Below are 25,764 nucleotides of genomic sequence, written 5' to 3'. Positions count from 1 at the left end.
TCAAACAAAAAGACACGAAATCAGATAAAACAAGCAGCAATACAGCGCGGTGTTAAACAGCGCCGGATGCCAGACAAAATCATAAATCCCCGTCGGCTGCAGCAGGCGGCGCAGGAGAAAAAACAGCGCCAGCGACACCAGCAGCTCGAAAAACACCGGCGGAAACGACAGCCCGAAGATGACCATAACCGGAAGCAAACTCATCACTTTTTCCTTATTGTTCACTACGCCGGGGAAAGACACATCTCGCCATTCACATTCTCTTTACATTTTAGCGTGCGCGCGCCACAAATCTTGACCAGGCAGCTTGTCCAGGTCACGAACCCGAAAAAAGGTTAAACTTGGGGGCAGACATCCACGACAGGGATTGCGAGGGTGCCGGAGGAGCGGCAGGATTGCGTTGCCGATCGCTCTCGCACGTTGGTAAGGTCTATTCACCCGACCACGTTATATTAGCCTGCTTACTATCAAGGCATCAACAATCTGTGATCTAAATCACTTTTAAGCCAGAGTGAATAATGGAAAGATTAAAACGGATGTCGGTATTCGCCAAAGTGGTTGAGTTCGGGTCGTTTACCGCGGCCGCACGCCAACTCGACATGAGCGTTTCATCGATCAGTCAAACCGTCTCGAAACTGGAAAATGAACTGCAGGTCAAGCTGTTGAACCGCAGCACGCGCAGCATCGGCCTGACCGAGGCCGGCAAAATCTACTATCAGGGCTGCCGACGCATGCTGCAGGAAGTCAGCGAGGTGCATGAGCAGCTGTACGCGTTTAACAATACGCCCGCCGGCACGCTGCGCATCGGCAGCTCATCCACCATGGCGCAAAACGTGCTGGCGAACATGACCGCCGAGATGATGAAAGAGTACCCAGGCCTGACGGTCAACCTGGTAACCGGCATTCCGGCGCCGGATCTGATCACCGACGGACTGGATCTGGTGATCCGCACCGGGGCGCTGCAGGACTCCAGCCTGTTCTCCCGCCGCCTGGGGCAGATGCCGATGGTGGTGTGCGCCGCCAAAAGCTACCTGATCCAGCACGGTACGCCGCAGAAGCCGAGCGACATGGTCAACTTCTCCTGGCTGGAGTACAGCGTGCGGCCCGACAGCGAATTTGAACTGATGTCGCCGGAAGGCATCACCACACGCATTTCCCCGCAGGGGCGCTTCGTCACCAACGACTCCTCCACCATGATCCGTTGGCTGAAAAACGGCGCCGGCATCGCCTACGCCCCGCTGATGTGGGTGATCGAAGAGATCAAACGCGGCGAGATCGAGATCCTGTTCAAAAGCTACCATTCGGATCCGCGGCCGATCTACGCGCTCTATACCGAGAAAGACAAACTGCCGCTGAAGGTGCAGGTGTGCATCAACTATTTAACCGACTATTTCGAACGCGTAGCGGCGGTCTATCAGGGCTATCGCTGAGCGGCGCTCAAATAACGGCGCGCCAGCGCGGCCAGCAGCGTCAGCGCCACCATGCCGAAGCCCCACAGCAGCCAGACGGCGTAGCCCGCCCAGGTCAGCAGCACAGGAAAATAGCTCGCCAGCCCGCTGCCCAGCTGTTTCAGCCATGGCAGCCAGGCGTCCAGCACCGCCTGCGGCACCAGGCTCAGCGCACCGTTCACCGGCAACGATGCATTCCCGGCTGCCTCCGCCAACGCCGGGAGCCAGGCCAGTACCCCGGCTACGCCCCAGGCCAGCAGCGTCCACAGCGCCATGGCGCCCAGCAGCAGCGCGAGTGTCCAACCGCCCCGGTTCACGGCACACCGCCGCCGCACTGCGGACAAAAGCGGCTGCCCGGCGGCAACGGCGCGGCGCACTGGCCGCAGGTGGCGCTTAGCGCGGCAAACGGCTGACCGCAGCGGTGACAATAACGGGCGCCCGATTTATTCACTGCCTGGCATTCCGGGCACTGCGGCCCCGGCTCGCCATGCTGGTTATAGCGGTTGCCATGATGCCCGCCGCCGTGGCCCGCGCGCTGATGACCGCCGTGAATACCGCCTTGCCCCAACAACCGTTTCAGTAAGTTCATCCCGCCTCTCCTCTGTGCATTGACGCTGAACCTCACTGTAAACCCTGGAGTAAACTCCAGGGTAAAGCCCGGCGAGCAGGATTTACGTTTCATTACATCGTAAAAGTGGCAAGGCTTTGATGCCGTTAACAAAAGCACCATCGGCATTATCCCACGCTGTCGCGCTGCGTTATGCTGCGGAAACCTCTCCCTGCATCAGGAATAACCATGAAAAAAATCATACTGGACTGTGACCCGGGGCATGACGACGCCATCGCTCTGTTGCTGGCCTGGGGCAATCCGCAGATCGACCTGCTGGCGGTCACCACCGTGGTGGGTAACCAGACGCTGGACAAAGTGACGCGCAACGCCCTGGCGGTGGCCCGTATCGCCAATATCACCGGCGTCCCCTTCGCCGCCGGCTGCCCGCGTCCGCTGGTGCGCAATATCGAAGTGGCGCCCGACATTCACGGCGACTCAGGCCTCGATGGCCCGGTGCTGCCGGAACCCCACCTGCAGTTGGACTCACGCCACGCGGTAGACCTGATCATCGAGACCGTGATGGCCCACCCGCCGGGCAGCGTGACGCTGGTGCCGACCGGCGGCCTGACCAATATCGCCATGGCGGTGCGTAAAGAGCCGCGCATTGCCGAACGGGTCAAGGAAGTGGTGCTGATGGGCGGCGGCTATCATGTGGGCAACTGGAGCGCGGTGGCGGAGTTCAATATCAAAATCGATCCCGAGGCGGCGCACATCGTGTTCAACGAAAAATGGCCGCTCACCATGGTCGGGCTGGATCTTACCCACCAGGCGCTGGCCACGCCGGCAGTCTGCGAACGCATCGCCGCCCTCGGCACCCGGCCGGCCGCCTTCGTCGGCGAACTGCTGGCATTCTTTGGCCGTATGTACCAACAGGCGCAGGGCTTCAGCGCCCCGCCGGTGCACGATCCATGCGCGGTGGCCTATGTGATCGATCCGAGCGTCATGTCGGTGCGCAAAGCGCCGGTAAATATAGAGCTGACCGGCACCCTCACCTTAGGCATGACGGTCGCGGACTTCCGCGCGCCGCCGCCGCCGGATTGCCACACCCAGGTAGCGGTCAAACTGGATCAGGATAAATTCTGGGATCTGGTGGTGGATGCGCTGGAGCGGATCGGCGACGTGGAGTAAGCGGGCGGGAGACAAGATGAACGCGCTTTAGCAGGCGCGTTAGTCCGTATTCTGCCGCGGCAACGGGGAGGCTCAAGCCATAACCTCTTTTATTTCCAATGCAGCAGAACAATCCTAACAATAAATCATTTTATAAAAACCAAAAAAACAGATGAAGACAAGAATAATCTCAATAAAAATACAACGATGAAAATCAATTTTAATTTAAAAATCAGCAATGGGAAACGATGGAATAAATCTTCGCCATCACGCCGCCGCTGACGAAACAAATTAAACAATAAGATACCTATCTTATTCTTCACATTGACTGCCGACATAGGCTATCGCCGAGATACCCCACGATATTCATACACGCAAAAATAACACTCAATCAACTGATTTTAATAAACAAAAATAAAATTCGATTAAAAATTGACTGAATCACAATAGATTTGAGAAAATAGCGCGTCTGTTTTTGCAAACAACAAAAATGCCTTTTGCGGGTGAAAATTACGGCTTAACCTTTCTTTAGGCATACAGCCTCGCGCATTCTCAGGGCAAACATTATTTATCGCTTCACCATGAAGACGATTTAAATTTCCCGTGAGACATTTTCGAATTGAACATTACACGCATTTCAACATCAGGATAAAGGATAGGGAATAATTAAAACATGCATTTCATAAACGCTATCAGGCCATGGCAGGTTAACCATGGCCGATAAATCTCCCGCTAACGCAGCGACCATCGCCGTGCTGCCCCTGCTGCTGATCTGGATGGCGGTGCTCCTGCCGGTTTATTACCCCAACATGGGCGGCGACGGCCTGGCGCTGCCGCAAAACATTCTGGCCTGGGGCGTCATGGCGCTCGCAGCGCTGATCGTGACCGTCACCGTTTGCCTTGGTCGCATCCGTCTTTCGCTGACCCCCACCGCCCGGCGGTTGCTGCTCGGCATCGCCGTACTGGCGTTGCCGCTGCTGTATACCCGCCCCGAGTGGCGCGAAGATGCCCTGTGGCGCTGCGCCGGTTTGCTCGGCGGCTGGCTGTTCTATGTCGCCTGCCTGCAGCTGCGCCTCACCGCCCGACAGCGCGAGCTGCTGCTGTACGGTCTGCTGTTCGCCATCGGCGTTCAGGCGTTGCTGGCGGCACTGCAGCTGTTCGCCCCCACGCTGGCCTGGGTAGCCCCTAACGGCAGCCGGGTCTACGGCGTCTTTCAGCAACCGAACGTGCTGGGCAGCTTTATCGCCACCGGGCTGGCCTTGGCGCTCTGGCTGCTGCTTGCTCCCCTCTCAGCGCCAACGTGGCGGCAGCAAATCCCGCTGCTCGCGCTGCTGGCCGTTTTCTCCGCCCTGCTGGTGCTGATCCAGTCGCGCGCCGCCTGGCTTGGCGGCGCCTTGGCGGCGGCGTTGCTGCTGTGGCGTTTTGCCCGCCGGCGCCCGGCCGCAAGCCGCTGGGCCGGCGGCGCGCTGCTGTTGGGGATGGCGATCGGCCTCACAGTGGTGTTCACCGGTTTCGGTCTGGATGGCCGCGCCGGCCTGATCGGTCGGGGGCTGTCCAACAGCGCGCGTCTGACCATGCTGCATGACGTCGGCGCCATGATCCTGGCCAAGCCGCTGTTGGGCTGGGGTTACGGCGGTTTTGAATACAGCTTCGCGCACTTTCGCCTGCAGGAAATGCCCTGGCGAGAAGTGTTGGAAGTCGCCGGGCATCCGCACAATGAAATCCTGCTGTGGTGGGTTGAGGGTGGCCTGCCGGCGCTGGCGGGTATCATGATCGTCCTCATCGCCGGCGCGCTGCTGCTGAAACGCGCCTGGCAACGGGATCGCGAGCAGCCGAACGGTGCGCGCGTCGGGCTGTTCCTGGTGCTGCTGCCAATGCTGGTGCACACCCAGCTGGAATACCCTTTCTATCTGTCTGCGCCGCACTGGCTGGCGTTTCTGTTGCTGCTGGCGTTGCTGGATGGCCAAACCGGCGAACCCCGCCCGCTGCCGTTCGCCAAAACCCTGAGCCTGCCGGTGGCGATGGCGGCGGTCGGCGTGCTGGTGATGGCGGTCTTCGCCTGGCAAGGGCGCATGGCGCTCACCCAGTCGGAACGCACTATGCTGGCCAACATCGACAGCATCGAGCACATGCCGCCGCCGGCTGCCTGGATCTACCGGGAACGCAAAACCTTCGACGAGCAATCTCACGCGCTGCTGGTCTATAACCAGACGCGTGATGATGCCCTGTTGACCGGCTATCGGCAGTGGGCCAATGCCTATCTGCAGCGCCGTATCGACGCCAACGTCTACGCCACGCTGATCATGATCTTGCGCTATCAGGGGGATCAGGCACAAGCCGACGCTCGCCTGCGGGAAGCCGCTTTCCTGTTTACGCGGGATGCGCGGTTTAGGTAGGGACAACAAGGTGAGAGCGATGCCTCGTTGCTCTCACCTGCGTCATTTATGTAGCAAAATCAACGTGGCAAAATCGCGCACTCTTTATCCAGCAGCGACTCTACCGACGCGCGATTGCCGACGTCCCAGCCGCGTTTCGAGGCCAGCAAGATAAACCCTTGCCGGCCGGCAAACGTCGTCGGAACGACGACCACGCCATATTCCGCCAGCTGCGGCGGCGACAGATGGAAATAATCCGCCAAATCCTTAATCGGGTAGATGCCCATCACGGCTGGCTGCATCACGCGGCGAGCATAATAGGTGTGGCGCAACAACTTATCCGGCAAAGGCCGCCATTGCTCCTGTATGTAGGGGCGTTCCGCCTGCAATTGGCGCCGCACGTCCTCGCGCAGACAGGTCAGGTGAATGTGCAACTGGTTTTGGCTGCGGCCGTAAGCGGAGTTGATCGCCATGCCCAACATATCATCCGGCACCGGCCCGCCATACTCGGCGGCCAGCCGGTAACGCATCAGCCAGGCATAGCCAAAATAGTCTGTCCGTTCTCCAACCAGCAGCTGCGGGCTTTCAATGCCGGAGAGCGGCGCCGTCGGCACCAGGATAAAGTGATAAGGGTAACGCGGGTTCTGCAGCACGCTAAAGCCCTGCGCTTTCCCCTGCGGCATATAAATCTGCTCGCACGGGGCCGGATTGCGTTTTTGCTGATAGTTGGCCATGCAGAGTTTATCGACCACGCCCCACAGCGCATCGGAACGGGCGCAGCCCGTCAGGGACAGAACGCCCAGCACCAGCAGCCAACGCCGAGCGGATAATGCCAGGCGCGTCATTCTTGTCGTGCTCTGTTTTTTCGCCACGTCAATTTCATTCCATTATGTCGTGCAGGCTACGGCGTCCTGCCGCGCTTAGCGTTACGAATGCGAGAAAGGCCGCGAAATGGAGAATGGTTGAGGGGCCAACGCATGGCCCCTTGAAGAAAGATTACGCCGTGCCACCGACGGTCAACGTATCCAGTTTCAGCGTCGGTTGGCCAACGCCTACCGGCACGCTCTGGCCTTCCTTGCCGCACACGCCCACGCCTTTATCGAGCGCCAGATCGTTGCCGACCATCGAGATCTGCTGCATCGCCTCGATGCCGGAGCCGATCAGCGTCGCCCCTTTCACCGGTTTGGTGATGCGGCCCTTTTCGATCAGGTAGGCTTCGGTGGTGGAGAACACGAACTTGCCGGAGGTGATGTCCACCTGACCGCCGCCAAAGTTCGGCGCGTACAGACCGTACTCGACGCTGGCGATGATCTCTTCCGGCGTCGATTGGCCCGCCAGCATGTAGGTGTTGGTCATGCGCGGCATCGGCAGATGCGCGTAGGACTCGCGACGGCCGTTGCCGGTCGGGGCGACACCCATCAGCCGCGCGTTGAGCTTGTCCTGCATGTAGCCTCTCAATACGCCGTTTTCAATCAGCACGTTGTACTGACCCGGCACGCCTTCGTCGTCGATCGCCAGCGAGCCGCGGCGCCCTTGCAGGGTGCCGTCATCCACTACGGTGCACAGTTCGGAAGCCACCAGCTCACCCATATGGCCGCTGAATACCGAGGTGCCGCGTCGGTTGAAGTCGCCTTCCAGGCCGTGGCCCACCGCCTCATGCAGCAGCACGCCCGGCCAGCCGGCGCCCAGCACGACCGGCATATTGCCGGCCGGCGCCGCCACCGCGCCAAGATTGACCAGCGCCATGCGCACCGCTTCTTTGGCGTAGGCATCGGCGCGCACGTCGCCGTCGACGGTTTCCAGGAAATAGTCGTAACCGAAACGGCCGCCGCCGCCGCTGGAGCCGCGCTCACGCTTGCCGTCCTGTTCCACCAGCACGCTGACGGATAGGCGCACCAGCGGGCGAACGTCCGCCGCCAGCGTGCCGTCGGTGGCGGCCACCAACACCTGCTCGTAAACGCCAGTGATGCTGGCGTTCACTTCCTGCACCCGCGCATCGGCGGCGCGCGCCACCTTGTCGACGCGGTGCAGCAAGGCAATTTTCTCTTCGCGCGGCAGGCTTTGCAGCGGATCGAGCAGCGGATACAGCGCCCGGTAACCGATCTCGCCCAGGGTATGCGCCCGCCCGTCCCCCTGCTCGCGCACGATGCTGCGCGCCGCCTGGGCGCTCTGCTGCAGCGCATTCAGGGTGATCTGATCGGCATAGGCGAAGCCGGTCTTCTCACCGCTGACGGCGCGCACGCCGACGCCCTGGTCGATATTGTAAGAGCCATCCTTGATGATGCCGTCCTCGATCACCCAGGCTTCGTGATAGCTGGACTGGAAATAGAGATCGGCGTAGTCGATACGGCGTTCTGCCAGTTGACCCAGTACCCTGTACAGGTCTTGATGACTCAGCTTGTTGGTAGCGAGTAACTGCTCACTGACAAACGTCAGGCTCATAATGGTTTCACTCTTGATTGGAGGATAGCTTGTCAGACGGCGCCGTCAGCGACGTCTGGAATCGGTTGTGCTGCAGCACCGGCATCTGCGCACGAATATTTTTCAGGCTTGCGGCGTCCACGCGCACCTTCAGCGCCGCCACGGCGTCCGCGTTCTCGGCCAGCACCTTGCCCCAGCCGTCAACAGCCAGCGTGTGGCCCCAGGTGCGACGAGTCGGCCCGTGGCGCCCCACCTGCGCCGGCGCCAGGATCATGCACTGGTTTTCGATCGCCCGGGCGCGCAGCAGGATTTCCCAATGTGCCTCACCGGTCACTCGGGTAAAGGCAGCCGGCACCGAAATCAGTTCGGCGCCCTGCGCCCGCAACGCCTGGAACAGCGCGGGGAAGCGCAAATCGTAGCATATGGTCATGCCCAAACGCCCGACCGGCGTATCCACCACCGTCAGGTGCTGCCCGTGCTGGTAGGTATCCGACTCGCGGTAGTGGCCGTGCGCATCGTTGATATCCACATCGAACATGTGCAGTTTGTCATAGCGGGCGCGGATTTCGCCCTGCTCGTCAAACAACAGGCTGCTGGTGGTGATAAGTTCCGGGTTTTCGCGGCTGATCAAGGGCATCGAGCCCACCAGCAACCACACCCCATAGCGGCGCGCCAGCTCGCGCACCGCGTTCTGCAGCGGGCCATCGCCCTGTTTTTCCGCCTGTTGGCGGTAGGCCGCGGAGTTGGCGAACAGCAGCGCGTTCTCCGGCGTCATGACCAGTTTTACCCCGGCATTGAGCTGCTTGATCTGCTGTTCAATCTGGGCCAGGTTATCGCGCACCTGATCGCCACTGCACAACTGCAACAACGCAACGTTAGCATTCCTCATGACGCCTTATCCTCCTTTGCCTTACGAAGTACCTCATTGATCTTCGGCTGGTCGAGATCGCCGCCGATATGGTAGCGAATCAGCGAAATCTTGCTCCACAGCGGCCCCAGCACCTGCGAGGCGGCAAATACCGCCGCGCCGACGATCGGGTTGACGACAAACGCCGTGGCCACGCCGACGGTCGCCGAAATCGCCGGCGCCACCACCGCCTCCATATCGATGCGGCGGCGCGCCAGATCGATCTGGCCGCTCATGGCGATGTCCGCTGCCAGGCCGTCGATCAATAGATTATCAGTATGCATTATGCCATCTTTCAGCCAGGCGGTGCTGCGGATGGAATCAAAGTAGAAACCTTTGCCGAAGGTATCGCTGAAATCGAACTGCAGCTTGCGCAGCAGGGCGTCGAAGCTGACCAGCCGCAGCAGCTGGCCGGCGCGGCCGCCGCCCATGCTGTCGATCTCGCCCTTGCCCATCTTGACCTGCAGCGCGCCGCTTAACGTATTGACCTGCGGCTGCCACGGCGCGCCGTGCCAGTACAGATCGAAGTCCACGTCGTAAGGCGCCCCCTTCAGCGGGATAGTGATGCCGAAGAAGGCGGCGGTTTCATCTATCTTGCCGCCGAGCAGTTTGCCTTTCAGCGAGCTGCGCTCTTCCTGCGCGTTTTGCTTCCACAAGCCGGTGGCGCTCATGCGCCCTTTACCGGTATCGACCAGGCCGTGATCCAGCGTCAGGGTATCCCCCCGATTAGTCAGATCCGCCTCGACCTTGCCGAGGTTCTGCCCCAGCACCCAGCACGACTTGCAGCGCAGCATCAGCGAAGGCCAGTCGCGGAAGGAAACTTTCTCGGTCGACGGCGACGGCGCACCCGCCGCGTTTTTCGTCTCGGCGAACTGTGGGTTGTAATACAGGTAGTTGATATCGGCGCGCCACGGCCCGCGATCGGCCACCCGCAGGCTGCCGTCCACTTCGTCGCTCTTGGCGCTCACCAGGGTAGCGCCAAGCTGTTTTTCGGCCGACAGCGTCAGCTTATGCCAGGCCTGGCCGCCCAACAGCAGCTGCGGCGTGGTCAGCGCCACGGTGGTGGGGAAGCTGAAACCGCCCACCTGACCGCTGCCGCCGCCCTGTTTCAGCGCCGGCGCCAGCAGCGCCAGCCACTGCTCGCCGTCCAGCGCCGGCAGGTTCAGCGTCATCGATTTGCCGGCCGGCAGCGGCGGGGTGCCGCCACCGTTGGTTTGCCAGGCGGCACGCGCCAGATTCACCTGTTTTTTGTCGAAGTTCCATTCGCTGTTGAAGCGGTTCTGCTTGCCCGCGCTGCCGGTCAACGTGAAGCCGTTAAGACCGCCTTTAACCTTGACGTTCACCGGCAACGCCTCGCCCGGCGCCTTGTCCAGCGGTAAAGGTAAGTGACTGCTCACTTTCTTCAGGTCTGCGTCCAGACCGATATCGTAGCTGGCCGAGCCCTGATGCGGCAACGTGATGGCCACCTGACTCTGCCAGGGCGCACTGCCGCTGAGCGCAGCGGCAGCCTCTGTCGGCAGGCCGGGGAACTTGCCCGGCTGCCAGTCGCCCTTCAGGCCGACATTGATCTTGTAATCGCGATCGCCTTCCTGCGTGGAAAAGTTGACCGCCACCGGCTGCCCGAACCAGTTGGCCGACAGGGGGTCGCTCTGCAGGTTGCCGTTGTCGAAGCGGAACTTGCCGCTGAGCTTTTGCAGTTCGCTGTCCAGCGGCTTTATCAGCAACGAATTGTTGTTCAGCGCCACTTCGCCGGTGGCTCTGACCTGCTCGCCGTCCAGGGGAATATCAAGATGTAAGCGCCCACTGACATCACCGCCAATCTGCAGCTGCTCCAGCGCCGCCCCGAGCGAATCGTGCAACGGCGTCTGCATGAAGTAGTCATGCACGTCGCTGCCCGCCCCCGCGACTTCGGCATCGATCAGCAGCCGCTCTTTCAGGTAATCCGGGATCACCGCGCTGATATTTTTACCCGCCACCTTACCCAATCGGGTTTGCGGCGCATGCATCCACAATCCCTCGTTGGCGAAATCGAGATCGATCGCCAAATCGGTCAGCGCCGGCCAGCCCGGTTGGAACTGGAAGGTGGCGTGACGTAGCGGTACGAAGACTTCAAACTGCCCTTCGTTTTTACGATACGGGAAGTGCTGCGGATCGCCGGAATAAATCAGCGTGGCGTTATCCACCTGGCCGCCCTGAATGGCGCCGCTCAGGTAGTCCACCAGATGCTTGCCCATCAACGGCTCCGGGAAATAGCGCCAGGCGTCGGCGCCGTCATACAGGCGGATGCCCGCCAGAATGTTCAGCCACGGATCGCCCTTGGCCGGCTGCTGATAACGGAAATCACCGTTGACCCACAGCGACTTCGCCTTGACGTCCAGCCCCTGGCTCGCCAGCTCCCACCCTTGATCGTTGTAACGCCAGGTCAGCGCGCCGCGCGCGCTGTTGATTTCAAGCGGAGCGCGGAACATGTCGCCGTAAGGCAGGGTGCTGTCGGTGAGCCCCAACGTCAGGCGGCCGTTCTCCACCCCGCCGCTCAGCGCACCGGAGAAGTGGTTGACGCCGGGCAGCAGTTCCCAACGCTGCCAGCTGACATCGCGCCACAGCGTCTGAAAACGGCTCTTTTCCGGCTGCTTGAGCGGGATGTCCAGCGCCAGCGCTGCCACCTGCCCCTGCGGCTGCAGATCGTTCCAGCGCTCGAGCACGTCCGGGCTGAGGAACGAGAAGGTCGGCAGCAGCGCCGACAGGCGCTCCAGCTGAAGGTTGGTCGCGCGCACCCGCAGCTCTTCATTCTGCGCCGGCCCCATGAATTCGGTGTTTTCCGGCAGCCACAGGGCGGAAAGCGCGCCCTGCGGCCAGGCCTGGCCGTCGGTGCTCAAACGCAGCTGCGGCACGTCGAGCTGCCACCCTGTGCCCTGGCGGCGCAGCGACAGCGCCAGATTGTCCACGTCCAGCCGGTGCTGCGCGGCGCCGGTATTCCAGTTGGCCGCCCCTTGCTTGAGCAACGCATGGCCGCCGGCGATCTCGCCGTTCTGCACCTGCAGCCAGGCAGCCAGGCTGAAGTCGGCGCTTTCCAGCCCGGTGTTGGCACGCAGCCAGCGGGTAAACCAGGGTTTCATGTCGATGTTATCGGCCTGCAGATAGACCGTGCCGGTGTCCAGCAGGCCCTGATTATCGCGCAGGTCCATGCGCAGCTGCACCACGCCGTGTTGGCCGTTCAGCGTCGACAGGCTGATCTGCCCCTCGGCGCGGTGGCGATCGCGGCCGTTGAGCCAGGTCAGCTGGGGAATGTCGAATTCGGCGCGCGCGCCGGCGGGCGTCAGGAATGAAATACGGCTGTCGCGCAGATCGAAATGGTCGAGCTGGCGCAGCATCAGATCGCTGATTTTACCGGGTTCAAGGCCATCGCCCTGCCGATCGCCACCCAGCGTGGCGTTCAAATCAAGCCGGAATTGATAGAAGGTCAGATCGCGGAACTGCCAGCGCCAGTGCAACAGCGACTGCCACACATCCAGCGCCAGCGTCACGCGCTCGATATGCACATCGCTTTTGGGCAGCGTAACGCTCAGGTTACGTACTTCAAGCTGTGGGCCGAAGGTTTCCCAACTGCCCTGTAGGAAATCCATCTGCACGGGCACGCCGGACAGCTTCTCCACCTGCGCCAGCAGTTGGGGACGGTAGTCGTTCAGCTTCGGCAGCATCAGGCGCAGCCCGCTGATCAGCAGCGCCACAATCACGATTAGGGTGGCGCCTGTTGCTAACAGAATCCCAGGCAGTCGCCTCACGCAGTTCTCCTTGCTCCGCTGCCTGGCAACGGGAATATCTATGCACTGACGGGCCCGGCGTGCCGAGCCCCTATCGATGTCGGGCGGGCTACATCATGACGACGTCGAACTGCTCCTGGCTGTACAACGGTTCGATCTGCACCTTCACCTGTTTGCCGACGAAGATCTCCACTTCGGCCAGCGCATGCGACTCTTCGCTCTTCAGCGCTTCGCCGACCGCCGCAGAGGCGTACACCAGGAAGCGATCGGAATCGTAAGCATGGTGCACGCGCACAATCTCGCGCAGGATCTCGTAGCACACGGTTTCCACCGTTTTCACGGTGCCGCGCCCATTGCAAGTAGGACAATCGTGACAGAGCACATGTTCAATGCTTTCACGCGTTCGTTTACGCGTCATTTCAACTAAGCCTAGCTGAGAGAAGCCGTTGATCGTGGTTTTTACCCGATCTTTACTCAAGGCCTGCTCCAGCGAGTGCAGCACCCGGCGGCGATGCTCTTCGTTGTTCATATCGATAAAGTCGATGATGATGATGCCGCCCAGGTTGCGCAGCCGCAGCTGGCGCGCAATGGCCTGCGTCGCCTCGATGTTGGTATTGAAGATGGTTTCATCGAGGTTGCGATGGCCGACGAAGGCGCCGGTGTTGATGTCGACCGTGGTCATCGCCTCGGTCTGATCGATGATCAGATAGCCGCCGGACTTCAGCTCCACCTTGCGCTCCAGCGCACGCTGGATCTCGTTTTCCACATCGTACAGATCGAAAATCGGCTGGCTGCCGGTATAGAGCTCGAGCTTGTTGGTGATGTCCGGGATGTACTCGCCGGTGAACTCCACCAGCAGATCGTGCGTCAGCCGCGAATCGACGCGGATGCGATCCAGCGCCGCGCCAGCGAAATCGCGCAAGATGCGCTGCGCCAACGCCAGCTCGCCGTACAGCTTGTATTTGGTCTGGTTGCGCTTCTTGCGCTCCATCACCTTGGTCCACAGCCGTTTGAGGAATGCGGCGTCCTGCGCCAGCTCTTCCTCGCCGATGCCTTCCGCCGCGGTGCGGATGATAAAGCCGCCCAGCTCGTCGCAGTGCGGCGCCACGATCGCCTTCAGGCGCTCGCGCTCGGCTTCGCTGTCGATGCGCTGCGACACGCCGACGTGCGCCGCACCCGGCATGAAGACCAGATAACGCGAAGGCAGCGTGATATCGGTGGTCAGACGCGCGCCCTTGGTGCCAAGCGGATCTTTCACCACCTGCACCATCAGGTCTTGCCCCTGGCGCACCAGCTCGGCGATGTCGCGCACGTGGAAGTTTTTCCGCTCGTCGCCGGCGACGCATTCGGTATGCGGCATGATGTCAGAGGCGTGCAGGAAGGCGGCCTTATCGAGGCCGATGTCGACGAACGCCGCCTGCATGCCCGGCAGGACGCGACTGACGCGCCCTTTATAGATATTGCCGACGATGCCGCGTTTGGATTCGCGTTCGATATGGATCTCTTGCAGAATGCCGCCATCGATATAGGCGACCCGCGTTTCAGACGGTGTGATATTAACCAGTAGCTCAGCTGTCATGCCTTCTCCTCAGAGCCGGTCGATAGTGGCAGCGCCCATCAACCGGTTCTTACATCACGTAATGCGACAAAATTACTGAGCAGCTCATGTGTTTCGACCAGCGGCAGACCGACCACTGCGTGATAACTCCCGGTTATCGTTCTGACGAAACAACCACCCTTTCCTTGAATTCCATAGGCGCCCGCCTTATCCATCGGTTCGCCCGTAGCAATATAGTCGCGGATATCCTGTTGTGACAGGCTGCGGAACGTCACGTCGGTCACCACCAGCTGGCAACGCACGTCGTGGCGATCGGCGATCGCCACTGCCGTCATCACCTGATGCTGCTTGCCGGACAGGGCCGCCAGCATGTCCGCCGCATGGGCTTCGTCGCGCGGCTTCTCCAGCACCCGGCCGTTGAGCACCACGATGGTGTCGGCGCCCAGCACCGGCCGATCTTCCTGCGCCAGCGCCACGCCCGCTTTGGCCTTGTCCTGCGCCAGGCGGCGCACATAGGCTTCTGCGGCTTCGCCTTCCCGGCGCTGCTCTTCGGTATGCGTCAGCAGAATGTCGAACGACACGCCCAGCAGGGTCAGCAGTTCACGTCGACGTGGGGAGCCGGAGGCCAGATAAAGCGAAGTCATTGATATACCCTTACTGTACGGCGAACTGACGGCGGATTTTGCGCATCAACAGGAATAACCACGGCCACAAAATGCCGTTTACCACACTACTCCAGAACACCTCTGGGCGGAAAGAGACGTTGATCACTAAAAACTCAGCCCAGAACACCACCACGTCCATCGACAGCGACAGCAGCACGACAATCAGCGCCTGTTGCCACAGCGCCATATTGCGGAACAGTTGGAATTTGAACGCCACCAGATAGGCGATGATGCCCAGCGCCAGCGCGCGCACGCCCAGCGTGGAACCGAGGATCAGATCCATGATCAGCCCCAGCACGAAGCCGGTGCCGACGTTGACCCGATGTGGCAAAGCCATCACCCAGTAGATCAGGATCAGCACCAGCCAGGAAGGCCGGAACATGTAGATCTGCTCCGGCCACGGCATGATTTGCAGCACCAACGCCACCAGGAACGACAGCCAGATTATCCAGCGCCCGTGGCTGCGGTAGCTGTTCATTGCACCACCCCCGCCGCCGCGGGCTGAACCTGAGGCTGAGCAGAGGCCGGTGCCGTGGTTTGCGGCGCCACCCCGGTGGCCGGAGCCGGCAGCTGCGGCCCGACGGAACCGGCAGGCGGCAGCACCTGCGGCATCATCTGCATCAGGCGTTCATTGGCCACGCGGTGCACTTCGTCCGGCGGCAGCGGCATGTCGCCGTTGCGATCGGCGCCCCATAGCAACAACAGGTAACGCAAGCGCTGCAGACCGGCGGTCGGCCGCGCCTGAATCACAGTGTAAGCACGCTGGTTGTCGACCTTGACCGAGGAAACCACCGCCACCGGATACCCTTCCGGGAAGCGGCCGCCGAGGCCGGAGGTGACCAGCACGTCGCCAACGCGGATGTCGGTGTTGTTCGGCAGATGCTCCAGTTGCAGATCGTCGGCGCAGCCGCTGCCCGCGGCGATCACCCGAATATCGTTGCGCAGCACCTGGATCGGCAGCGCATGCGAGGCGTCGCAGATCAGCAGCACGCGGCTGGTGACTTTCGCCACCGCCACCACCTGACCGACCACGCCCTTGTCGCTGATCACCGGCTGGCCTTCATAGACGCCGTTGTCCGACCCTTTGTCGATCACCACCTGATCGCTATACGGATCGGAACCGGTGGAGATCACCTGGGTGACCATCTTGTGTTCGTCCTGACGCAACGGAGAACCCAGCAGCTCGCGCAAGCGGGCGTTTTCCTGCTTGAATTGGCCAAGAAGAAGAATATCGCTGTTTTTCAGCAGCAGTTCCTGCCGCAGAGCGCGGTTTTCCAGCTCCAGCTGTTGGCGGGTGGCCAGCGTCTCTGACACGCTGTCCAAAACTTTACGCGGCCCGTTGGCCAGAAAATAGAAAGGGCTGACTGCGGTGTCCATGTAGTTGCGTATCTTCACGAACGTGCCGAGCCGGCTGTCGGCAACGATCAGGCCAATGGCCGCAATCACCGCCAAAAAAAGTCGCAGTTGCAGGGAAGGCCCCCTGCTAAAAATCGGCTTCATAAATTATGCGAGTTCCTCGACAACAGAAAGAGGAACCGTACCCGATTCTCGCTGTGCGCATTCATCCGATACGATTCCTCCTTCCAGGGGCTGACTATTCTTCGCTGAACAAATCGCCGCCGTGCATGTCGATCATTTCCAACGCCTTGCCGCCGCCGCGCGCCACGCAGGTCAGTGGATCTTCCGCCACTACGACCGGGATGCCGGTTTCTTCCATCAGCAAGCGATCGAGGTTGCGCAGCAGCGCGCCGCCGCCGGTCAATACCATGCCGCGTTCGGAAATGTCGGAGGCCAATTCTGGCGGGCACTGCTCCAGCGCCACCATCACCGCGCTGACGATGCCGGTCAGCGGCTCTTGCAGGGCTTCGAGGATTTCATTGGAGTTCAGGGTAAAGCCGCGCGGTACGCCTTCGGCCAGGTTACGGCCGCGGACTTCGATTTCGCGCACTTCGTCGCCCGGATAGGCAGAACCGATTTCGTGCTTGATGCGCTCGGCGGTCGCTTCGCCGATCAGCGAGCCGTAGTTGCGGCGCACATAATTGATGATGGCTTCATCGAAGCGGTCGCCGCCGATGCGCACGGAAGAGGAGTACACCACGCCGTTCAGCGAGATCACCGCCACTTCAGTGGTACCGCCACCGATATCCACCACCATGGAGCCTGTCGCTTCGGAGACCGGCAGACCTGCGCCGATCGCCGCCGCCATCGGTTCTTCAATCAGGAACACTTCGCGCGCGCCGGCCCCTTGGGCGGACTCGCGGATAGCGCGGCGTTCAACCTGGGTCGCGCCGACCGGCACACAGACCAGCACGCGCGGGCTTGGGCGCATGAAGCTGTTGCTGTGAACCTGTTTGATAAAGTGCTGCAGCATTTTTTCGGTCACGAAGAAGTCGGCGATCACGCCGTCTTTCATCGGGCGAATAGCCGCGATGTTGCCGGGGGTGCGGCCCAGCATCTGTTTGGCGTCATGACCGACGGCCGCAACGCTCTTTGGGGAGCCGGCACGATCCTGACGAATGGCAACCACCGAAGGTTCATTCAGTACGATGCCTTGCCCTTTAACATAAATCAGGGTATTGGCGGTACCCAAGTCGATGGACAAGTCGTTGGAAAACATGCCACGAAATTTCTTAAACATAACGAAAGGATAATCCTGCAAGCTGGGGGCGGAAAATAAAATCCGCCTACTTTACCAACCACACGAAGCAGCGACAAGGCGCAAAAACGTTCTACTTCGGTGAAAAATAGTCTGTATTGTTTCTGCTCGAATGCACGGAAATTGGATGAGGCCTGAATTCCCTGAACAAAGGCTCAGTTTACCACCCTGTCAACGCACGAAACGGCGTAACACAGCTCATAAAATCTAACATATTCCCTGATTGCCGCCGGTGGTAAGCACCTACCAACGTCAACCAGATAAAGGCAGACAAGAGCCTATCTCAAATAGGCGTTGTTGTCGCAGGCAGTTTGGAAAAAACTCCAAAAAGACGGTAACGAGGCCCAGATGGATCCGGCCCTCATTCTACGTCAATTTTTGTCCGTCAATCAGCTTAAACACGATAACGACGTGAATATTTTTTACGCCCCGCGTCGATCGGTTCCGGCGACGCGAAAAAGTCGCCCTGCCCGCCATGGATCCCACGCTCTTTCAGCGTCTGCCATTCGTTGCGCGTACGTACGCTGGCAGCGAACACCTGCGCGCGCGTGCCCGCGCAGGCGCCGGTCAGGCTCTGCACGAACAGCTGGTTTTCGTCCCGCTTATCGATGCTCCGCACCAACCCCGGGTGGAGCTTGACGATCTCCACCTGCAGCGACTTGATATAGGACGTACTGACCACGGTTAAACCCGCTTTGGACACCGCAAGGCGGCAGCCCAGCCCTGACAACAGCCTCAGCACCGGACGCAAACGGTCGATATGTTGACACACATCTGCCTCCGCAAGTTCAATCAGAATTCGCCGACGTTGACTTTTTTCGCATTGCAACAGCGTATCGCGTAGCCAGCGCTGGAAAGAGCGCTGCAAAATCGAGTCCACGCACAGTGGAAACGCCAGCGTTTCCTCAGGCCACTGCGCCAACAAGGGAATGATGCGGCTCACCTGTTGGCGATCGTAACTCTCCGCCAACCCCAGCTGCTGCACCAGCGGCATATATTCCGCCGGCAGCAATTCCTGGGTGCCGTCATAGATCCGGCTCATGATCTCGCGATGGTGCACCTCGCCTTCCACGGTCACCGCCGGTTTCTGATACAGCCGCGGGCCACCGCGCGCCAGCACCTGTTCCAGCAGCGTGCGCCACTTGACGCTGCCGCGCCCCTTTTCCGGCACCTGGCTGTCGTACACATACCACCCGTTTTCGCCCTGCAGCGTAGCGTGGCGCGTCGCCTGCTCCGCATAGTCGATCACCTGCTCGGTGGTTTGACCGCTGCGGTACGCCACGATGCCGATGTGCAGGAAAGCCTCGCGATCGATCAGCGCCGTGGAAGGCAAGGCATCGATGGCGTTGACCAGCTGTGAAGCGATGCCGTCGGCCTCCTTCAGGGTTCGATGCGGCAACAACACGGTAAAATCGCTGTGGAAGTAGCGCGCCAGCAGCGCCGACGGGTAGCGCATCACGAAGGTAGACAGCAGGTTGACCAGCGAATACATCAGCTCTTGCACCGCCACGCTGCCGTGCGTCTCGCGCAGGGTCTCGAAATCGGGCAGCCGCACCATCATCACGATGCCGTGCGAGCCTTCATCTTCCAGCTGAGTGGTCAATTGGTTATCGAAGAACAGGCGATTATTCAGCCCGGTTTTGGCGTCCTGCGCGGCGAAGGCGCGGATCAGCGTATCGACCCGGCTGCGCTCTTCCCGCGCTTCCGCCAGATCGGCCAGCAGGCGGTCGAGTGCGCCGCTGACGTTGGCCGGCCACTCACGCACGTCGCCCTGCATGACGTTTTCGCGCTCGCCGTTCAGAATGCGCCGCGCGCGGCGTTCCAGAAGATCTTCGCCGTCGGCCTGTTCACGCAGCCAGCGCAGGCTGAACAGCAAAATCACCACCATGATGACGATCGACAGCGTGACGGCGGCGGTGGATTGCAGCGTACGCACGTCGCTGGCGAAGGGATCGAGGTAGGTGATGTATAGCGTGCTGCCCGGGTGCTGCAACAGGGGGCGCGAGGCCTGACGATAGCCGTTCAGCGCATCCCAGTGCTCTTTTTTGACCGTCGGCAATTTATAGTCGAGCAGTTGGCTGGCGCCGGCCTCTACGCGGATCGACACGATGCCGAGCGTGCGCATGACGAGCGGCAACCATTTTTCCTGCTCCTGGGGGGGCTCACGCAGCATGGCCTGATCGAGCGAGGTGACCATCGAATCCAAGCGGCGCTCCACGCGATCTTGCGTGACGTAAAAGAAGCTGTATGAGCATCCCATCAGCATCAAAAACATCGCCAGCGCGACCAACAGAGTGATCAATGCAGAGAGTTTGGTGGTAAATCGCATCCCTGTGCCTTGTCCGCTATGGTTAAGTGAGTGTGCCCCTTTAGCCAAAAGGGGCCGTCCAACCCTAACAAGCCTTGCCGAGGAATAAAACCTGCAAGCGCCGTTTTTGTCCTTTATCAGGACTTGGGCCGCTTATTATGCATATAGTCAAATAAATGTGATTCAGCCATTGATAGAAAAGTGTAAACGAGAGGAAGAGTGACATGCGTGCACTGTTATTGGAACAACAAGACGACCAAACTCTGGCTCATATCAAAGATATCGGCAGCGATCGGTTGCCGGAAGGCGATGTCACCGTCGACATCAACTGGTCCAGCCTAAATTATAAGGATGCGCTGGCGATCACCGGCAAAGGCAAGATCGTGCGCAACTTCCCGATGGTGCCGGGCATCGATTTCGCCGGCACCGTGCGCCACAGCCGCGACGATCGCTTCAAAGAGGGGCAAAGCGTGGTGCTCACCGGCTGGGGCGTGGGCGAACACCACTGGGGCGGCCTGGCCGAGCAGGCGCGCGTCTCCGGTGAGTGGCTGGTGCCGCTGCCGAACGGGCTGGATGAGCGCAAGGCGATGATCATCGGCACCGCCGGCTTTACCGCCATGCTGTGCGTGATGGCGCTGGAGGAAGGCGGCGTGCACCCGGACGACGGCGATATCCTGGTCACCGGCGCCAGCGGCGGCGTGGGCAGCACCGCCATCGCCCTGCTGGCGGCGCTGGGTTACCGGGTGACCGCCATCAGCGGCCGCGACAGCAATACCGAGTACCTGAAAGCGCTCGGCGCCAAAGAGGTGATGTCGCGCGATGGCTATATCGACACGCCGCGTCCGCTGGAGAAACAGCTGTGGGCCGGCGCGGTGGACACCGTCGGCGACAAACTGCTGGCGCGGGTGCTGGCACAGATGAACTATAACGGCACCGTCGCCGCCTGCGGCCTGGCGGGCGGTTATCAGTTGCCGACCACCGTGATGCCGTTCATTCTGCGCAACGTGCGCCTGCAGGGCGTGGATTCAGTGCATACGCCGCTGCATCGCCGCCAAACCGCCTGGGAACGGCTGGCCGGCATTCTGCCGGACAGCTTCTATCAGCAGGCCACACACGAAATCGCCCTCGAGCAGGCGCCGGCCACCGCCGCCGCGCTGCTTAACAACCAAATCACCGGCCGCACTCTGGTGAAAATCCGCTGACCTTCTCCCCTCGGCGACGGGGGGAGTTCCCGCTTCTGCGAAATTTCATATTTTCCCGCGCCCCCTCGCTTCCGGCCGGCTTTAGCGCCATGCTTATTTCATGGAGACCCGTTTGCCGCTTACAGGCGGCGGGAATCAGTCGCGGAGAACATAAGCATGAACAAACACCCGAAATTAACCGAGGCCGACGTCACGCCGGAGAGCGTGTTCCACCAGCGGCGCAAGGTGCTGCAGGCGCTCGGCATCAGCGCCGCTACGCTGGCGCTGCCTACCGGCGCGCGGGCGGACCTGCTGTCGTGGTTCAAGGGCAACGATCGCCCCAAGGCGCCGCCGGGCAAAGCGCTGGCATTCAGCAAACCGGCCGCCTGGCAGGCGCAGCTGGCGATGACGCCGGAAGACAAGGTGACCGGCTACAACAACTTCTATGAGTTCGGCCTCGACAAAGCCGATCCGGCCGCCAACGCCGGCGGGCTGAAAACCGAAGGCTGGAAAGTGCGCATCGACGGCGAAGTGGCGAAACCGATAACGCTGGATATCGACGATCTGATGAAGCGTTTCCCGCTGGAGCAGCGCATTTACCGCATGCGCTGCGTCGAGGCCTGGTCGATGGTGGTGCCGTGGATCGGTTTCGAGCTGGGCAAGATTCTCAAGCTGGCCGAACCGAACAGCAACGCGCGTTACGTAGCCTTCCAGACGCTGTACGATCCGGAGCAGATGCCCGGCCAGAAAGATCGCTTTATCGGCGGCGGCCTGAAATATCCCTACGTCGAAGGGCTGCGGCTGGACGAGGCGATGCATCCGCTGGCGCTGTTGACCGTCGGCGTGTACGGCAAAACCCTGCCGCCGCAAAACGGCGCGCCGCTGCGACTGATCACGCCGTGGAAATACGGCTTCAAAGGCATCAAATCGATCGTGCATATCCGCTTGGTGCGCGATCAGCCGCCGACCACCTGGAACCAATCCGCGCCGAACGAGTACGGTTTTTACGCCAACGTGAATCCGCACGTCGATCATCCGCGCTGGTCGCAGGCCACCGAGCGCTTCATCGGCTCCGGCGGCATTCTCGACGTCAAACGCCAACCGACGCTGCTGTTCAACGGCTATGCCGATCAGGTGGCGTCGCTGTATCGCGGCATGGATCTGCGGGAGAATTTCTAAGTGCGCCTGACGCCTGTTCACATCAAATGGCTGAAAGCCGCCCTGCATCTGGCGGCGTTTTTGCCCTTTCTCTGGCTGGTACTGGCGGTGGATCAAGGCTGGTTCAGCGCCGATCCGTCCAAGGACATCCAGCATTTTACCGGCAGGATGACGCTGAAACTGCTGCTGGCCACGCTGATGATCGCCCCGCTGGCGCGCTACGCCCGCCAGCCGCTGCTGATCCGCTGCCGCCGTCTGGTGGGGCTGTGGTGTTTTGCCTGGGGCACGCTGCACCTGATAAGCTACTCCACGCTGGAGCTGGGGCTGAGCAATCTCGGCCTGCTGAGCAGCGAGCTGGTGAACCGCCCTTATCTGACGCTCGGCATCCTCACCTGGCTGATCCTGCTGGCGCTGGCGGCCACCTCGACGCTGTGGGCAATGCGCAAACTGGGCGCCAAATGGCAAACGTTGCACAACTTCGTCTATCTGGCGGCGATCCTCGCCCCCATCCACTACCTGTGGTCGGTCAAAACCTTTTCCCCCCAGCCGTTCATTTACGCGCTGCTGGCGGTGGCGCTGTTGGGCCTGCGCTACAAGAAATTCCGCGCCTGGTGGCGCTGAATCGCGCGGCGGCGCGCGTTATTGTCGTTGAAAAACGCACGCCGCCGGCGGGAACTTTTTCTGTGTTCCAGCGCTCATATTCCTGTCACGGAACCCCGAGTTGGTCGATTTGGGGTTGAATATCTTCGCTGATAAGACCAGTATTTAGCTGCGAATTGCTACGATATCGTTATAATGCCCGACCTTGTTTCTGTTCTCAGGGTGAATTTGCCCCTTAACAGGTGACAAATCGGTAACATCGGGTTATTTTCTACGATGATGGTTTTATTGCCGGAGATACCAGCACAATGGCGGATAAGTTTCACATTTTGCTTCTGAACGGCCCCAATCTCAATCTGCTGGGGACGCGTGAGCCGGAGAAGTACGGCAGCACGACGCTGACAGAGATTGTTAACGGATTGGAAAACCAGGCATCCGCATTGGATATTACCCTGAGCCATCTGCAGTCCAACGCCGAGCATCAGCTGATCGATCGCATCCATCAGGCGCGCGGCAACACCGATTTCATTCTGATAAACCCGGCGGCGTTCACGCACACCAGCGTGGCGTTGCGCGATGCGTTGCTGGCGGTGCAGATCCCGTTCATCGAGATCCACCTGTCCAACGTGCACGCCCGCGAACCTTTCCGCCATCACTCTTATCTCTCAGACGTAGCGGTAGGCGTGATTTGCGGCCTCGGCGCGGATGGCTACGCTTTCGCTTTACAGGCAGCGGTTAACCGTCTGTCGAAAACCCACTAATTGCTCCACAAAAAGAGTACGGAATCACACTCATGGATATTCGTAAAATCAAGAAACTGATCGAACTGGTTGAAGAATCAGGCATTTCTGAACTGGAAATCTCTGAAGGCGAAGAATCGGTTCGCATCAGCCGTGCCGCACCGGCGCAGGCTTATCCCGTCATGCAGCAGGCTTACGCGATGCCGGCACAGCAGCAGCCAGCCCTGGCTACCGCCGTTGCCACCGCGCCTGCGGCAGAAACCCCTGCAGCACCGGCGGCCGTGAGTGGCCACGTCGTTCGTTCCCCAATGGTAGGCACCTTCTACCGCACCCCAAGCCCGGACGCGAAAGCCTTCGTGGAAGTGGGTCAGAAAGTGAACGCCGGCGATACCCTGTGCATCGTTGAAGCCATGAAAATGATGAACCAGATCGAAGCGGACAAGTCCGGCGTCGTGAAAGCCATCCTGGTGGAAAACGGCCAGCCGGTCGAATATGACGAGCCGCTGGTCGTCATCGAATAACGAGGCGCCCCCATGCTTGATAAAATTGTTATCGCCAACCGCGGCGAGATCGCGCTTCGCATCCTGCGTGCCTGTAAAGAACTGGGCATCAAGACCGTTGCGGTTCACTCCGCGGCCGACCGCGATCTGAAACACGTGCTGCTGGCCGACGAGACCGTCTGCATCGGTCCTGCGCCATCGGTAAAAAGCTACCTGAACATCCCGGCCATCATCTCGGCGGCGGAAATTACCGGCGCGGTGGCGATCCACCCGGGCTACGGCTTCCTGTCCGAGAACGCCGACTTCGCCGAGCAGGTTGAACGCTCCGGTTTCATCTTCATCGGCCCGAAAGCCGAAACCATCCGCCTGATGGGCGACAAGGTTTCCGCGATCAACGCCATGAAAAAAGCCGGCGTGCCATGCGTGCCGGGCTCCGACGGCCCGCTGACCGACGACATGGATAAAAACCGTGCCTTCGCCAAGCGCATCGGTTATCCAGTGATCATCAAGGCCTCCGGCGGCGGCGGCGGTCGCGGCATGCGCGTGGTGCGCAGCGACAAAGACCTTGAGCAGTCCATCAACATGACGAAAGCGGAAGCCAAAGCGGCTTTCAACAACGACATGGTGTACATGGAAAAATACCTGGAGAATCCGCGTCACATCGAGATTCAGGTATTGGCCGACGGCCAGGGCAACGCCATCTATCTGGCCGAGCGCGACTGCTCCATGCAGCGCCGCCACCAGAAAGTGGTCGAAGAAGCGCCGGCACCGGGCATCACCAGCGAAATGCGCCGCTACATCGGCGAGCGCTGCTCGAAAGCCTGCGTGGAAATCGGCTACCGCGGTGCGGGCACCTTCGAGTTCCTGTATGAAAACGGCGAGTTCTATTTCATCGAAATGAACACCCGTATTCAGGTAGAGCATCCGGTTACCGAAATGATCACCGGCGTGGATCTGATCAAAGAGCAGCTGCGCATCGCTGCCGGTCAGCCGCTGTCGATCAAACAGGAAGAAGTGAAGATCCACGGCCACGCGGTAGAATGCCGCATCAACGCCGAAGATCCGAACACCTTCCTGCCGAGCCCGGGCAAGATCACCCGCTTCCACGCGCCAGGCGGTTTCGGCGTGCGTTGGGAATCTCATATCTACGCCGGTTATACCGTACCGCCGTACTATGACTCCATGATCGGCAAACTGATCACCTTCGGCGAAAACCGTGACGTGGCGATCGCCCGCATGAAAAACGCCCTGGCTGAACTGATCATCGATGGCATCAAAACCAACGTTGAGCTGCAGCAGAAGATCATGAACGACGAAAACTTCCAGCACGGTGGCACCAACATCCACTATCTGGAGAAGAAGCTGGGTCTGCAGGAAACCTAAGGCAGCCACGCAGCATCGTCTGACGAAAGGCCGGTTAATCACCGGCCTTTTTCTTTTCTCGCGCCCGCCTGATTTTTTCGTTCAACCGCGCAAAATAGAATCAAATCTTCACAGATAACTTTCTCTTCACATTCATCCAGCCTTCCACCCACATCACCATGCAAAACATAAAAATTTGTTTTTAAACAAAAAATATTTAACTCATAGCTTAAAAATAAATATTAGCAAGGAAAAAACTCAATCCATCGCATTTTCACACATCATAAACTTTAACAAAATTAACGTATTAATTACAAAGCTTGACCCCGATCACATCCGCTCAGTGATAGCCCGTGCTATTGTCGCCGTCGATCGAATGCAGCGCGCTCTTTTTCTCTTTTTATTTA

22 protein-coding genes are annotated in these 25,764 nt (G+C 60.2%); 9 read left to right on the top strand and 13 right to left on the bottom strand.

The annotated features are described in order from the left end of the window. The gene (gene aaeX, locus JL05_RS06880; RefSeq protein WP_004936952.1) at positions 1-204 is read right to left on the bottom strand and encodes a p-hydroxybenzoic acid efflux pump operon protein AaeX; all 204 of its coding nucleotides are present in this window, start codon (positions 202-204) and stop codon (positions 1-3) included. Positions 205-518: 314 nt separating this feature from the next. Between aaeX and aaeR the strand changes: the two genes are divergently transcribed. Next, on the top strand, positions 519-1,430 hold the full coding sequence (gene aaeR / locus JL05_RS06875) for an HTH-type transcriptional activator AaeR (protein ID WP_015379188.1): 912 nt from the start codon (positions 519-521) through the stop codon (positions 1,428-1,430). Here the strand turns inward: aaeR and JL05_RS06870 are convergent. After that, positions 1,421-1,765, bottom strand: a complete 345-nt coding sequence (locus JL05_RS06870) for a hypothetical protein (protein ID WP_033632002.1) — start codon at positions 1,763-1,765, stop codon at positions 1,421-1,423. The genes aaeR and JL05_RS06870 overlap by 10 nt on opposite strands. Further along, entirely contained in the window at positions 1,762-2,037 is a 276-nt protein-coding gene (locus tag JL05_RS06865) for a double zinc ribbon domain-containing protein (protein ID WP_033632001.1), read from the bottom strand. Before JL05_RS06865 ends, JL05_RS06870 begins: the two co-directional genes overlap by 4 nt. A 207-nt stretch (positions 2,038-2,244) precedes the next feature. Here JL05_RS06865 and uriH point away from each other — a divergent pair, with 207 nt between their 5' ends. Further along, on the top strand, positions 2,245-3,186 hold the full coding sequence (uriH, locus tag JL05_RS06860; protein WP_033632000.1) for a uridine-preferring nucleoside hydrolase UriH: 942 nt from the start codon (positions 2,245-2,247) through the stop codon (positions 3,184-3,186). A gap of 692 nt (positions 3,187-3,878) precedes the next feature. Then, positions 3,879-5,561: a PglL family O-oligosaccharyltransferase gene (locus tag JL05_RS06855; RefSeq protein WP_033631999.1), complete on the top strand. Its 1,683-nt coding sequence runs from the start codon at positions 3,879-3,881 to the stop codon at positions 5,559-5,561. Positions 5,562-5,620: 59 nt separating this feature from the next. On the opposite strand, the gene JL05_RS06850 is transcribed toward JL05_RS06855, so the two are convergent. From JL05_RS06850 to csrD, 10 genes are all read right to left on the bottom strand, one after another. Next, positions 5,621-6,385, bottom strand: a complete 765-nt coding sequence (locus JL05_RS06850) for a CDP-diacylglycerol diphosphatase (RefSeq protein ID WP_033631998.1) — start codon at positions 6,383-6,385, stop codon at positions 5,621-5,623. Between the two features lie 151 nt (positions 6,386-6,536). Further along, a complete protein-coding gene (gene tldD / locus JL05_RS06845) occupies positions 6,537-7,982 on the bottom strand; it encodes a metalloprotease TldD (RefSeq protein ID WP_016930234.1) in 1,446 nt (481 codons plus the stop codon). A gap of 7 nt (positions 7,983-7,989) precedes the next feature. Beyond that, positions 7,990-8,850, bottom strand: a complete 861-nt coding sequence (gene nit1 / locus JL05_RS06840; RefSeq protein ID WP_033631997.1) for a deaminated glutathione amidase — start codon at positions 8,848-8,850, stop codon at positions 7,990-7,992. Continuing rightward, positions 8,847-12,650, bottom strand: a complete 3,804-nt coding sequence (gene yhdP / locus JL05_RS06835; protein ID WP_033631996.1) for an AsmA2 domain-containing protein YhdP — start codon at positions 12,648-12,650, stop codon at positions 8,847-8,849. Before yhdP ends, nit1 begins: the two co-directional genes overlap by 4 nt. 88 nt (positions 12,651-12,738) lie before the next feature. Continuing rightward, the gene (rng, locus tag JL05_RS06830) at positions 12,739-14,208 is read right to left on the bottom strand and encodes a ribonuclease G (protein WP_004936922.1); all 1,470 of its coding nucleotides are present in this window, start codon (positions 14,206-14,208) and stop codon (positions 12,739-12,741) included. 38 nt (positions 14,209-14,246) lie between these two features. Continuing rightward, on the bottom strand, positions 14,247-14,831 hold the full coding sequence (locus JL05_RS06825; protein ID WP_004936921.1) for a Maf family protein: 585 nt from the start codon (positions 14,829-14,831) through the stop codon (positions 14,247-14,249). A 10-nt stretch (positions 14,832-14,841) separates the two neighbouring features. Further along, positions 14,842-15,330 (bottom strand): rod shape-determining protein MreD, encoded by a 489-nt coding sequence (gene mreD, locus JL05_RS06820; protein ID WP_004936918.1) that lies wholly within the window; start codon positions 15,328-15,330, stop codon positions 14,842-14,844. Beyond that, positions 15,327-16,352: a rod shape-determining protein MreC gene (mreC, locus tag JL05_RS06815; protein WP_028127540.1), complete on the bottom strand. Its 1,026-nt coding sequence runs from the start codon at positions 16,350-16,352 to the stop codon at positions 15,327-15,329. Before mreC ends, mreD begins: the two co-directional genes overlap by 4 nt. A 94-nt stretch (positions 16,353-16,446) precedes the next feature. Further along, positions 16,447-17,490 carry a rod shape-determining protein MreB gene (mreB, locus tag JL05_RS06810; RefSeq protein WP_003855260.1) on the bottom strand — a complete coding sequence of 348 codons (1,044 nt, stop codon included), beginning with the start codon at positions 17,488-17,490 and terminating at the stop codon, positions 16,447-16,449. Between the two features lie 412 nt (positions 17,491-17,902). Beyond that, a complete protein-coding gene (gene csrD, locus JL05_RS06805) occupies positions 17,903-19,837 on the bottom strand; it encodes an RNase E specificity factor CsrD (RefSeq protein WP_033631995.1) in 1,935 nt (644 codons plus the stop codon). A 203-nt stretch (positions 19,838-20,040) separates the two neighbouring features. On the opposite strand from csrD, the gene acuI reads away from it, so the two are divergent. The 6 genes from acuI (at position 20,041) to accC (ending at position 25,378) form a co-directional block, all read left to right on the top strand. After that, the gene (acuI, locus tag JL05_RS06800; RefSeq protein WP_004936902.1) at positions 20,041-21,018 is read left to right on the top strand and encodes an acrylyl-CoA reductase (NADPH); all 978 of its coding nucleotides are present in this window, start codon (positions 20,041-20,043) and stop codon (positions 21,016-21,018) included. Positions 21,019-21,174: 156 nt separating this feature from the next. Continuing rightward, positions 21,175-22,176, top strand: coding sequence for a protein-methionine-sulfoxide reductase catalytic subunit MsrP (gene msrP, locus JL05_RS06795; protein ID WP_033631994.1), 1,002 nt, complete (start codon positions 21,175-21,177; stop codon positions 22,174-22,176). Continuing rightward, positions 22,177-22,776, top strand: a complete 600-nt coding sequence (gene msrQ, locus JL05_RS06790) for a protein-methionine-sulfoxide reductase heme-binding subunit MsrQ (RefSeq protein ID WP_033631993.1) — start codon at positions 22,177-22,179, stop codon at positions 22,774-22,776. Between the two features lie 287 nt (positions 22,777-23,063). After that, a complete protein-coding gene (aroQ, locus tag JL05_RS06785; protein WP_004936891.1) occupies positions 23,064-23,516 on the top strand; it encodes a type II 3-dehydroquinate dehydratase in 453 nt (150 codons plus the stop codon). A gap of 32 nt (positions 23,517-23,548) precedes the next feature. Continuing rightward, positions 23,549-24,016 carry an acetyl-CoA carboxylase biotin carboxyl carrier protein gene (gene accB, locus JL05_RS06780; RefSeq protein ID WP_004936889.1) on the top strand — a complete coding sequence of 156 codons (468 nt, stop codon included), beginning with the start codon at positions 23,549-23,551 and terminating at the stop codon, positions 24,014-24,016. 12 nt (positions 24,017-24,028) lie between these two features. Next, on the top strand, positions 24,029-25,378 hold the full coding sequence (gene accC, locus JL05_RS06775; protein WP_004936886.1) for an acetyl-CoA carboxylase biotin carboxylase subunit: 1,350 nt from the start codon (positions 24,029-24,031) through the stop codon (positions 25,376-25,378). Positions 25,379-25,764: the final 386 nt, after the last annotated feature.

The organism is Serratia nematodiphila DZ0503SBS1 (assembly GCF_000738675.1).
Classification (GTDB): Bacteria; Pseudomonadota; Gammaproteobacteria; order Enterobacterales; family Enterobacteriaceae; genus Serratia; species Serratia nematodiphila.
This window is presented reverse-complemented; position numbering and strand designations above follow the sequence as displayed.